Origin of the sequence: Leptolyngbya sp. FACHB-671, assembly GCF_014695745.1 — a bacterium.
GTDB lineage: Bacteria > Cyanobacteriota > Cyanobacteriia > Elainellales > Elainellaceae > JAAUTN01.
On sequence record NZ_JACJOV010000089.1, the window covers coordinates 24392 to 36351 of the forward strand.

Annotated in this window: 14 protein-coding genes; 13 read left to right on the forward strand and 1 reads right to left on the reverse strand. The window is 52.7% G+C overall.

The window, feature by feature from the left end:
* The first annotated feature begins 17 nt into the window (after positions 1-17).
* The 8 genes from H6F93_RS11775 (at position 18) to H6F93_RS11810 (ending at position 6630) form a co-directional block, all read left to right on the forward strand.
* Positions 18-425, forward strand: coding sequence for a hypothetical protein (locus tag H6F93_RS11775; RefSeq protein ID WP_190645965.1), 408 nt, complete (start codon positions 18-20; stop codon positions 423-425).
* Positions 426-505: 80 nt separating this feature from the next.
* Positions 506-1090 (forward strand): NADPH-dependent FMN reductase, encoded by a 585-nt coding sequence (locus tag H6F93_RS11780; RefSeq protein ID WP_190645966.1) that lies wholly within the window; start codon positions 506-508, stop codon positions 1088-1090.
* A gap of 69 nt (positions 1091-1159) precedes the next feature.
* Positions 1160-1909, forward strand: coding sequence for an SDR family oxidoreductase (locus tag H6F93_RS11785; protein WP_190680904.1), 750 nt, complete (start codon positions 1160-1162; stop codon positions 1907-1909).
* Between the two features lie 37 nt (positions 1910-1946).
* Complete coding sequence (locus tag H6F93_RS11790) at positions 1947-2396, forward strand: cupin domain-containing protein (RefSeq protein ID WP_190680906.1); 450 nt, start codon at positions 1947-1949, stop codon at positions 2394-2396.
* 261 nt (positions 2397-2657) lie between these two features.
* Positions 2658-3512 (forward strand): oxidoreductase, encoded by an 855-nt coding sequence (locus H6F93_RS11795; protein WP_190680909.1) that lies wholly within the window; start codon positions 2658-2660, stop codon positions 3510-3512.
* 218 nt (positions 3513-3730) lie between these two features.
* A complete protein-coding gene (locus tag H6F93_RS11800; RefSeq protein ID WP_190680912.1) occupies positions 3731-4441 on the forward strand; it encodes an SDR family NAD(P)-dependent oxidoreductase in 711 nt (236 codons plus the stop codon).
* 105 nt (positions 4442-4546) lie between these two features.
* A complete protein-coding gene (locus tag H6F93_RS11805) occupies positions 4547-4876 on the forward strand; it encodes an NIPSNAP family protein (protein WP_190680913.1) in 330 nt (109 codons plus the stop codon).
* Between the two features lie 56 nt (positions 4877-4932).
* Positions 4933-6630, forward strand: a complete 1698-nt coding sequence (locus H6F93_RS11810) for a GMC family oxidoreductase (RefSeq protein WP_190680915.1) — start codon at positions 4933-4935, stop codon at positions 6628-6630.
* Between the two features lie 108 nt (positions 6631-6738).
* Here H6F93_RS11810 and H6F93_RS35170 read toward each other — a convergent pair whose 3' ends face one another.
* Positions 6739-6933 carry a hypothetical protein gene (locus H6F93_RS35170; RefSeq protein WP_347277283.1) on the reverse strand — a complete coding sequence of 65 codons (195 nt, stop codon included), beginning with the start codon at positions 6931-6933 and terminating at the stop codon, positions 6739-6741.
* On the opposite strand from H6F93_RS35170, the gene H6F93_RS11815 reads away from it, so the two are divergent.
* The 5 genes from H6F93_RS11815 to H6F93_RS11835 all read left to right on the forward strand — a co-directional run bounded on the left by H6F93_RS11815 (position 6850) and on the right by H6F93_RS11835 (position 11926).
* Entirely contained in the window at positions 6850-7464 is a 615-nt protein-coding gene (locus H6F93_RS11815) for a VOC family protein (protein WP_347277282.1), read from the forward strand. The genes H6F93_RS35170 and H6F93_RS11815 overlap by 84 nt on opposite strands.
* A 137-nt stretch (positions 7465-7601) precedes the next feature.
* The gene (locus H6F93_RS11820) at positions 7602-8186 is read left to right on the forward strand and encodes a DUF6130 family protein (RefSeq protein WP_199313652.1); all 585 of its coding nucleotides are present in this window, start codon (positions 7602-7604) and stop codon (positions 8184-8186) included.
* Positions 8187-8433: 247 nt separating this feature from the next.
* Positions 8434-9786, forward strand: coding sequence for an epoxide hydrolase family protein (locus H6F93_RS11825; RefSeq protein WP_190680919.1), 1353 nt, complete (start codon positions 8434-8436; stop codon positions 9784-9786).
* A gap of 2 nt (positions 9787-9788) precedes the next feature.
* Entirely contained in the window at positions 9789-10799 is a 1011-nt protein-coding gene (locus H6F93_RS11830) for a carbon-nitrogen hydrolase family protein (RefSeq protein ID WP_190680921.1), read from the forward strand.
* 38 nt (positions 10800-10837) lie between these two features.
* Positions 10838-11926, forward strand: a complete 1089-nt coding sequence (locus H6F93_RS11835) for a thioredoxin family protein (protein ID WP_190680923.1) — start codon at positions 10838-10840, stop codon at positions 11924-11926.
* Positions 11927-11960 lie beyond the last annotated feature (34 nt).

The window sequence follows — 11960 nt, forward strand, 5'->3', positions numbered from 1 at the left end:
TGTTAAAGGAGAAGAAGATGAAGATTGCCCAATATGGAACAGCGATCGTAGTCATGCACGTGCTCCTTCATGTCCTGCATGGCTTAGCGCATAATGAAATCCCAATTTCCCTTTCTCTGTTTCAAGGTTTGTTTGTGGGCGTTGTGGTGATATTGTCTCCCATTATTGCAGCCGGTTTACTCTGGACGTCGTTCTATCGTATTGGTAGCGGGCTTTTGCTGGGTTCATTGGCAGGCTCACTCCTTTCTGCAATTTATAATCATCACTTGGTCATTAGCCCCGATCATGTTTCTCAAGTTTCCTTTGAAGGATGGGGCTTGCTTTTCCAGGCTACTGCTTACCTGATGTTAATCGTTGATGGATTGGGTTGTTGGATTGGTGTATTGGCGTTGAGAACAATTCAGCCACCAGAGAAGGCAATATAACTTCCTCTCAATGGTTTAAACCAGATGGCTCAAAACTCAACAACCATAGACTCATCACAAAAAATTAGAAGGAGGAATTCATGACCACTGCCAAAATTCTCGCTTTTGCCGGAAGTGCTCGCCAAGATTCTATTAATAAAAAACTGGTTAAAATTGCCGTTGAAGGCGCTAAAGCTGCGGGTGCAGAAGTGACCTACCTGGATTTCCGCGATCTGCCCATACCACTCTATGATGGCGATTTGGAGGAGGCTGAGGGACTGCCGGAGAATGTCCTCAAACTCAAGGCTCTAATGAAAGCGCATCAGGGATTCCTGATTGCCAGCCCAGAATACAACAGTTCGATCACTCCGCTGCTAAAAAATGCGATCGATTGGGCTTCACGTTCTGAACCAGGCGAACCGCCATTGGCGTGTTTCGCAGACAAGGTTGCGGTGTTAATGAGTGCTTCCCCGGGAGCTTTGGGAGGCTTACGAGGATTAGTTCATGTCCGTTCCATTCTTGGCAACATTGGGGTTTTAGTGTTGCCAGATCAGCAGGCAATTAGCAGCGCGTATCAAGCGTTTGATGAGAATGGCAATTTGAAGGATGAAGCCCAACAGACAAGCATCCTGCAACTTGGTCGCAAACTCGCAACGGTGACTGCCAAACTTAATTCTCCCGTCTAAACAAAGTAGAGCATTTCAACTTGCGTAAGCAGCATGGTTTCATCGCATTAAGTTATCAGAGGTATTGTCATGAAAATTGTTGTTATTGGTGGCAGTGGGCTGATTGGCAAGAAGCTTGTGAGCAAGCTACAGAAACTTGGGCATGAGGCGATCGCAGCATCCCCTTCTTTAGGTATCAACGCGGTTACAGGTGAGGGACTGGCTGAGGCGTTGGCGGGTGCTCAAGTTGTTGTTGATGTGACGAATTCGCCCTCCTTTGAGGATGCGGCGGTATTAGAGTTCTTCGAGAAGTCAACCCGGAACCTGCTGGCAGCAGAGGCAGCCGCAGGTGTAACTCATCACGTTGTGGTGTCGATCGTGGGTGCCGATCGCATTCCCGATAGCGGCTATATGCGTGCGAAAGTCGCTCAGGAAAAGTTGATCCAGTCCGCAGGAATCCCCTATACAATCGTCCGCGCTACGCAGTTCTTTGAGTTCATCGAGACGATCATTGCTCAATTTCCCACGGATGGGCAAACAGTCCACCTGCCTCCTGCCTTTATCCAACCTATCCTATCAGAGGACGTTGCTGACGCGCTGGTGGATATCACACTGGGAGCACCAGCCAACAGCATTATCGATCTAGCAGGTCCAGATCGGTTCCGTTTTGAGGAAATCATCCACCAATTCCTGAGCGCAACTCACGACTCACGTCAGGTGGTTGTAGACAGCCACGCCCGTTATTTTGGTGCAGCGTTGAACGATCAGCTCGTTCCGCAGGGTAACTCGCTCATCGGTTCGACACACTTTGAGGAATGGCTTAACCGCGCGATCGCCTAGAGGACGGACTGTTTGTATTCACGCAAGGAGAACCTAAATGTTCACTAGATTTTTCTGTAGAGTTGCATTCCTGACTCTCTCCCTAGTCATGGCGCTCTCTATATTTGCCACTTCCCCCGTCTTCGCAGCTTCAGCCGATGGTGTGTTGGGTGAAAAGGTTACGTTGGTCTTCGATGGTGCCCTTCCCAATGTGCCTGGTAAGAGCATTAAAGTCCAGACGGTCGAATATGAACCAGGTGTCTCATCGATCCCTCACACCCATGCAGCGTCAGCTTTCATTTATGCAACAGTCTTGGAAGGTGCGGTTCGTAGCAAAATCAATGACAATCCAGAGCAGGTGTATCACGCGGGTGAGAATTTCACTGAACTACCTGGCGATCATCATCGTGTCAGCGCAAATGCCAGTGATACTGAACCCGCACGCTTGCTAGCAGTGCTTATCGTCGATACCGATGAACAGAATCTGGTGATAAATGACGAAGAGTGAGGCGCAAAATTGCACACAAGAATTTTGATGTATCGACAATCCAGAATCACTTCATCACGCAGCTCACCTGAAGCGTATCAGGTCTAATGACTTCACTTTCTGCTGCTTTCCTTCAGTCTGAATAATTAAGTCGCGTTTTAACTCAAAGAACTTGAGTGGTGTGTATTGGTCGATCGCTGAAGAATGAAGTTAATCGAGGTGAGCAGCAAGCTTACCAAGCTAAAGCCAACACACAAAACAACACTTAAGCGAGGAAAGAAGATGAAAACTCAGAAAGTATGGTTCATTACCGGAGCTTCCAGAGGATTTGGATTAGAAATTGCCCAAGCCGCTCTGGCAGCAGGCGACCAAGTTGTAGCAACGGTTCGCAGTAATCCCGCACAACTCACCAATACCCTGCACAACCACCCGGATCTGTACGTGGTGCAGATGGATGTCACTCAGGAAGACCAGGTACGTGAAGCTGTTAAGGAAGGTATTACTCGTTTCGGTCGGGTTGATGTTTTAGTCAACAATGCCGGGTTTGGCATGGTTGGTGCGATCGAAGAAATCACGGATGCTGAAGTTCGCAAACAATATGAAACCAACGTGTTTGGTTTACTCAACGTAACTCGTGCCGTGTTGCCGTACCTGCGCCAGCAAAAGTCTGGGCACATCATCAATATCTCATCACTGTTCGGCTACGACGCAATTCCAGGCTGGGGCTTGTACGGATCTACTAAGTTTGCAGTTGAAGGACTCTCGAAAGGGCTGGCAGTCGAACTGGCACCGCTCGGCATTCATGTCACGGTAGTCGCTCCTGGTCTTTTTAGCACCGACTTCTTGAGCACTGACTCCTATGTCGCGGCTAGAACCATCATCGACGATTACCAGGAAACGGTAGGACCGATGCGGAGCGGAGCCGATGCGCTACACAGAAATCAGCCCGGTGATCCGAAAAAGTTTGCTCAAGTAATGCTTCAACTCGCTAATACAGACCGTCCACCGCTGCATTTACCCGTCGGCAACGACACGATCGCCCTATACCGAAGCAGCGCTGCGAAAATAGCACAGGACGTTCAAGCATGGCTGCCAGTCGCGACCAGTACCGACCATGACAAGCGGATCGCGGCTTAGACCATCTTGCCCCTAACTCTAACCCTAACCCTCGGATGCCATCGAACCTGCCAGTTTTGAATTGAGCAAGCTTAACTGGCAGTTAACTCAACTAACTTGAATGGTCTAAATAAGAGCGATTGCTGAAGAATGAAGTGTAATTGCACTGTGCCATTCAACATATCTGACCTTTGACTCTCATTCCACCCATTTCTCAAACGCATCAAGGAGTTTTTCTGATGAGCACTGAACAGAAAGTTGCTATTATCACCGGCGCATCGCAAGGCATCGGCGCAGCTCTAGTGAAGGCATACCGCGATCGCAACTATCGGGTAGTTGCAACCTCGCGCTCGATCGAGCCATCCAACGATGATGCAATTCTCACAGTGCCGGGTGATATCGCCGATCGAAAAACCGCTGAGCTTGTGATTTCCAAAGGCGTTGCACACTTCGGACGCATCGACACACTCATCAATAACGCTGGCATCTTCATCGCCAAGCCGTTCACCGAGTACACCCAGGCAGACTACGACGTGTACCTGGGCACCAACATTGCTGGCTTCTTTCACATGACGCAACTGGCGATCGCCGAGATGGAGAAGCAGGGCAGCGGTCATGTTGTGCAGATTTCGACGAGCCTGGTTGACAATCCGATCGCTGGTGTACCCTCTGTGCTCGCATCACTGACAAAGGGTGGACTGAATGCCGCGACCAAATCACTGGCGATCGAGTATGCCAAGCGCGGTATCCGGGTGAATGCGATCGCGCTGGGAACTATCAAAACGCCGATGCATCCCCCTGAGACCCATGCTCAACTCGCTGCCCTGCACCCGGTTGGTCAGTTGGGTGAGATGTCTGATGTCGTCGATGCCATCCTCTACCTCGAATCAGCTAACTTTGTGACGGGCGAAATCCTTCACGTCGATGGTGGACAGAGTGCGGGGCACTGACACTGCCTTACACCTAGGGAGCGTCATTGACGCTCCCAAATAAAATTGCTCGATCGTCCAACCTGCTGACAAAGGAACGCACCCCATGACCCAACTCGAAAAAGCATGATCTACGAATTGCGCATTTATTACGCCATGCCCGGACAACTACCCGCGCTGCTGTCGCGCTTCCAGAACCATACGATACAGATTTGGGAAAAGCATGGCATCCGCCAGGCAGGATTTTGGACAACGCTAATCGGTGAGAGTGAGAGTAACCGGCTCACCTACCTGCTTGCCTGGGACAGCATGGCTGAGCGCCAGGAGCGTTGGAGTGCATTCCTCACCGACCCCGAATGGATTGCGATCAAGGCTGAAAGCGAGAAGGATGGTCAACTTGTGCAAAACATCAATAGCGAGTTGCTGGCACCAACCTCCTTTTCCTCGGTGAAGTGAGCGGTGGGGCGATCGCCGGACTCAGTTAATTCGATTTTGAAAGCGAGGTAGTCGCGATGAAGACGAATTTTGGGAACGAATCCTTTGAGGATGAGCGTGAAACCTATCAACGTGAAACTGATAGCCACGATGTTTTCACCGAACGGGTTCGCAACAACCAGCGCCAGCTTACCTCTGAGCTAAGACACCAGTATGATTTTATTGTTTGCGGATCTGGATCGTCTGGCTCAGTGGTCGCCCGTAGACTGGCTGAAAATCCCGATGTCAGCGTTCTGCTGATTGAAGCTGGAGGCAGCGATGATCTGCCAACCGTCCTGGAAGCCAATCAATGGCCGATGAACCTTGGAAGCGATCGCGACTGGAGCTTTCAGGGACAGCCAAATCGACATGTGAACGGTCGTTCGATTCCGTTCTCGATGGGCAAGGTACTCGGCGGTGGATCGAGCATCAACGTCATGGTTTGGGCACGCGGACACAAACAGGATTGGGATTTCTTCGCCTCTGAAGCCAACGATCCAGCCTGGAGTTATGAATCTGTCTTGAAGATTTATCGCCGCCTGGAAGATTGGCATGGTGTACCGGACCCGATGTATCGCGGAACGGGAGGACCAGTATTTGTCCAGCCTGCACCAGATCCAAACCTGATCGCACCCGCAACGGTCGAAGCAGCGCGATCAGTCGGTATTCCTACGTTTGAAAATCCGAACGGACAAATGATGGAAGCGGCGAAGGGTGCTTCTATCACCGATGTGCGAGTCCGCAATGGCAAGCGCGAATCGATATTCCGTTCCTACGTCTTCCCTTATCTAGATCGTCCAAACCTGACGGTTCTCAGTCATGCACTAGTCACACGGCTGACGTTCCAGGGCAAGCGGGTCACTGGCGTGGAGATCGCTTATCGTGACGCGATCTATCGCATTGGTGCAGCAGTCGAAGTCGTGCTGTCACTGGGTGCAATTCATACGCCGAAAGTGCTGATGCAATCCGGTATCGGTGATGAGTCCGAGTTGCGACGATTTGGAATTCCTGTCGTGCAGCACCTTCCCGGTGTGGGGCAAAATTTTCAAGACCACGTTGCCTTTGACTGTGTCTGGGAATATGAAACCGCTCTTGAACCCAGAAACAACTTGTCCGAGGCAATCTTTTTCACGGGCCACCAGTCCGGACTTGACAGTCCAGACGTATTTGTTTGTCAGGCTGAGGTGCCAAAAACCACTGCTGAGAATGCCGCCCGGTTTAGTCTGCCTGATGCAGGCTGGACATTATTTGGGGCGATCGTACACCCCAAAAGCCGAGGTCGTCTGCGCCTGACGGGAGCCAATCCATTCGACCCAATTCTGATTGATGCGAACACGCTGTCTGACCCAGATGATCTCAAAACCGCGATCGCTTGCGTAGAACTCTGCCGCGAAGTCGGTAACTCCGCTCCGCTTCGGCCGTTTATCAAGCGCGAAGTCATGCCAGGGAATTTGAAAGGAGCCGAACTCGAACGCTTTGTTCGAGATGCTGCGACAAGTTTTTGGCATGAAACCTGCACCGCAAAGATGGGTAGAGATTCCATGTCGGTGGTGGATAGCAACCTGAAAGTGTATGGAATCGACAATCTCAGGATCGCGGATGGCTCAATTCTGCCGCGAGTAACGACCGGTAACACGATGGCTCCCTGCGTGATTGTTGGGGAGCGAGCAGCGGAAATTTTACAGGTCGAATACCAGCTGCAAACCCCTGTCAAAACAGTCTCAGTCGCACCGTAAAACCACCACACTTTTCATTGCACTTCTCATTAGTGAACACACATTTAAGTCGCGTGTTAACTCAAATAACTTGAGTGGTGTAAATAGGGCGATCACAGAAGAATGAAGTTAATCGAGGTGAGCAGCAAACTCACAATTCAAAGGAGAAAAAAGATGAGTAGCAATCACGTAAACCGTCCAAACATGAAACTCGAAGTCGTGATGTTGAACGTTTCCGACATCGATCGCGCCAAAGCATTCTACGAGAATCTCGGCTGGCGGTTCGACATCGACGTGGTGGAGGGCGACTTCCGTGGCGTGCATTTTACACCGCCTAACTCGGATGCCTCAATCCTCTTTGGCAAGGGACTCCCTCCAAGCAATTCTGGCTCGGTGCAAAACCTAGTCCTCGCTGTGGACGACCTCGACGCCGCCCGCAAAGACTTGAGCGATCGCGGTGTCAACGTGAGTGAGATCTTCCACTACGCTGGCGGTCCCTTCAACAACGCCGTGGAAAACCCGCGCGTCAGCGGACGCGACCCAGAAGGTCGTTCCTACTTCTCATTTGCCTCGTTTGAAGACCCGGATGGAAACGTCTGGCTGCTCCAGGAAATCACAACGCGGCTTCCTGGTCGCTTGTGGGACTCTTTACAAGCAGACGTTGCCACCCTTGCAACCCTTCTCCATGAGACAGCAGAGCGTCACGACCATTACGAGAAGACTCACGGCGAGCATAACTGGTGGGACTGGTATGCGCCCTACTTAAGTGCACGTCAGAGTGGTAGCAACCCAGAAGAAGCTGCCGCAGCTGCTGACCGATACATGGAGACAATTTTGCCTGTTCTTTCCAACTAACCGATCGCCTTTTCCTCGTTGCATTGAGCGATGGGGCGAGCGACGGAACTCAAACCCACAGCTCGCCCCGCCATCACAACTGAGTCATATGGATGACCAATACATAACCTCAGTTAAACCCAATTGGAGCAAGACCAATGTCTGAAAAAATCAACCCACTACGCCGCCGTTTTTTGGGCATTGCAGCCCTGAGCATTGCTGCTACACAGTTAGGTCGATTCGGTTTGGCGAACGCACAATCGAGCCAAACACAGCCAAAGGAAGCCGCCACACCTCAACCCGGAACCGCGCAGTCCACCGACCCAAACGCAATCCGCCCCTTCACCCCAAGCGCGAGGGACATTCGCGGCGCTTCACCGTATCTCCCACTTGAAAACGAGCCCGAACCCAAGCTGATCGTAGATCCCCCGCTTCCTCAAGGGCTGGCTTTGGGCATCTTCTGGGCCCAGTACCGAGTAGAGAATTTGCGTATCGTACCCGTTTTTGGAGCAGGTGCTATCCAGACCTCTCCGCGGGTCGGGCATCTGCACATCACCGTCGACGATCTGCCCTGGTGGTGGGCGGATGCGAGTGACACCAACACAATCGACATAGCCGGACTGCCACCCGGACCGCACAAGGTAAAGATCGAGTTGGTTGACCCTAACCACAACGTTTTCCCCGGACAGGTGGTGACGCAGACGTTCACCATCCCTGAATACCAGAGCGCGCACGCGCACTAATGGAGCCTCTATACCCGGCCCGCTTCGCCGGAGTAAAAGAGTACGTAAACCCGCTTCAAGTTTCGCACAGCAGGCAATTGGACCCAAGCACTAATGGGAGAAAGACCTTTGCTGCCAGCGTAGATCGCGATCGCCCACCAGAGGTATCAGCACCGACGAAACTGGTCTCTGTTCTGGGTCGAAAAGCACGACAGGTATCACGAAATTGATTAGAGCAGGCTGAGTTAAATCAATTGGAGAAAGATCAATGTCTGAGAAAATCAACCATCAACGCCGCCGCTTTTTGGGCATTGCAGCCGGGACGATCGCAACTACACAGCTAGGTCGATTCGGTTCTGCGAACGCTCAATTAAGCCAACCACACCCCAAGGAAATTACCACGGCTCAATCTGGAACCGTCCACACCGACCCAACCGCAATCCGCCCCTTCCAAATAAATATCCCGCAAGCAGACCTCGACGATCTCCGCCAACGCATTGTGGCGACCCGCTGGCCCGAAAAGGAGACTGTCTCAGACCAGTCGCAGGGATTGCAGCTCGCGACGATGCAAGAACTCGCGCGCTACTGGGCGACAGATTACGACTGGCGCAAGGTCGAGGCAAGACTGAAAGCCTTGCCGCACTTCATCACCGAGATCGATGGGCTAGACATTCATTTCATTCACGTGCGATCGCAGCATGAGAACGCGTTACCGCTCATCGTCACGCACGGTTGGCCCGGTTCAATCATCGAGCAGCTAAAGATTATCGATCCACTGACTAATCCCACAGCGTATGGTGCGAGCGCATCCGATGCTTTCGATGTGGTGATTCCGTCGATGCCGGGCTATGGCTTCTCCGGCAAACCAACCACCACAGGCTGGGGTCCCGAGCGCATGGGTCAAGCCTGGGATGTGTTGATGAAGCGTTTGGGCTACACCCGCTACGTCGCCCAGGGCGGCGATTGGGGTGCGTTTGTTGTTGATCAGATGGGTTTGCAGGCACCAGCGGGATTGCTCGCCATCCACACCAACATGCCTGCCACCGTTCCAGAGGATGTCGATAGGGCGCTCCTAGCTGGCAGCCCAGCGCCATCGGGTCTCTCATCTGACGAACAGCGCGCCTATGAGCAACTGGTCAGAACGTTCAAGCAAGTGGACTACGCCAGACTAATGGCGTCGCGCCCGCAAACCTTGTACGGAATTGCGGATTCACCCGTCGGTCTGGCTGCCTGGCTTCTAGACCACAATGATGCTGGCGGTCAGCCAGCGGCAGCAGTCGCCTCAGCCCTAAACCGAACGAGCAGCACCACTGGCGAGCTGACCCGCGACGAGATCCTTGACAACATTACGCTGTATTGGCTGACAAATACGGGAGTCTCTGCGTCCCGTCTCTACTGGGAATACAAGGGTGGCTTTTTCAACGCTAAGGGTGTCTCCATTCCGGTGGCGGTGAGCATCTTTCCTGGTGAGCAATATGAGGCCCCACGAAGCTGGACTGAGCAGGCGTATCCCAATCTCATTTATTACAACCAGCTCGACAAAGGCGGACACTTTGCAGCGTGGGAGGAGCCAACAATTTTTACTCAAGAACTCAGGGCAGCGTTCAGGTCGCTGCGCTAATCATGAAAAATACCTTTGCTAGTCCAATCGTTAAAGCCGCTGCCGTGCAGATCAGCCCTGTGCTGTACAGTCGGCAGGGCACCGTGGAAAAGGTCGTGAAGAAGATTCGTGAGCTGGGACAACAAGGCGTCCAGTTCGCCACTTTCCCCGAGACCATCATTCCCTATTACCCCTACTTCACCTATGTGCTAGCCCCGTTCGCGCTGGCTAAGGAACATCTGCGGTTGCTTGAAGAGTCAGTCACGGTGCCGTCTGCTGAAACCCGGGCGATCGCCGAAGCCGCAAAGGAAGCAAACATGGTCGTCTCGATCGGCGTCAATGAGCGCGATGGCGGTTCAATCTACAATACACAGCTTCTCTTCGACGCAGACGGTACGCTGATCCAGCGCCGCCGCAAGATCACGCCGACTTATAACGAGCGGATACTTTGGGGTCAGGGTGACGGCTCGGGACTGCGCGCCGTCGATAGTGCTGTTGGGCGCATCGGACAACTTGCCTGCTTTGAGCATAACAACCCTTTGGCACGGTACGCGCTGATCGCCGATGGTGAGCAGATTCACTCGGCGATGTATCCCGGATCGTTTGCCGGGCCGTTGTTCGCGGAGCAGGCAGAAATTAACGTCCGCCAGCACGCCCTTGAATCTGGCTGCTTTGTCGTCAGTGCGACCGCGTGGCTCGATGCCGATCAGCAGGCCCAGATCATGCAAGACACGGGTTGTCCGATCGGACCAATTTCGGGTGGTAACTTTACTGCGATCGTGAGCCCGGACGGATCGATTACTGATGGGCCGATCCAGGCTGGTGAAGGCGAAATAATTGCCGATCTTGACTTTGCGCAAATTGACGCCCGCAAAAGAGTTATGGATGCGCGTGGTCACTACAGCCGCCCCGAACTGCTCAGCTTGCTGATCGACCGGACACCCGCATCGTACGTCCATGAGCGCACCGCCTACCCCAACGCTGATGGCTTGCTGATGGCTGTCGCGGAGGAGAGGCCAGTCGAAGTTCTCTAATTCCACCGTACCTGAACCAACGACAGGGAGGTCAGCACATGTCCGAAGCAATCAATCCTAATCGCCGCTCCTTTTTAACAACCACGGTTCAAACCATTGCTGCTACCCAGCTTGGCAGGCTTGGTTTCACCAAACAGCACGCTACACCGGCAACGGCTGAGTTACCGATTGAAGGCGAACTCCCTTCTCTGGTCGGCGCAACCACATGGCTCAATTCGCAGCCATTAACGGTTGACGAACTGCGCGGAAAAGTTGTGCTCATCAACTTCTGGACTTATACCTGCATTAATTGGTTGCGCCAACTTCCTTATGTTCGCGCGTGGGCCGAAAAGTATCAGGATCAGGGACTAGTAGTAATTGGTGTACATACACCGGAGTTCGGATTCGAGAAGAATCTCGATAATGTCCGCCGAGCTTTGACGGACATGAGAATTGATTACCCGATCGCCGTGGATAACGATTATGCAGTGTGGCGTGCGTTCGGGAACCGTTATTGGCCGGCCCTTTATTTTATAGACACGCAAGGACGCATCCGTCATCACCACTTCGGCGAGGGCGAGTATGAGCGATCGGAAAGGGTCATTCAACAGCTCCTATCAGAAGCTGGAGCGGGTGGTGTCAGTCAGGAAATGGTCGAAGTCAACGCTCGCGGTCTTGAGGCTGCTGCTGATTGGGACAGTCTGCGATCGCCTGAAAACTACCTCGGCTACGCAAGAACAGACAATTTTGCGTCTTCCGGCGCGATGTTAAACAAGCCTCATTCGTATACCGCCCCTGCGCAATTGCAACGAAATCAATGGGCACTTTCGGGCGATTGGACAATCGGCAGACAAGCCATTGTCCTAAGCCAGCCCGGTGGGCGAATTGTGTACCGCTTCCACGCCCGTGACCTTCATCTTGTCATGGGTCCGTCCGCACCAGGAACGTCCGTGCGGTTTCGCCTGCTCATAGATGGGCAGCCAGCAGTTGAGGCTCGTGGACTTGACGTTGATGAACGAGGCGAAGGCACCGTGACCGAACAGCGGTTGTACCAACTGGTTCGGCAATCGGAGCCTATCCGCGATCGCCAATTCGAGATCGAGTTTCTAGATGCTGGGGTAGAGGCGTTTGCATTCACGTTTGGTTGATCACGCAAACAGATATGTCCTCACAACAAGTGAC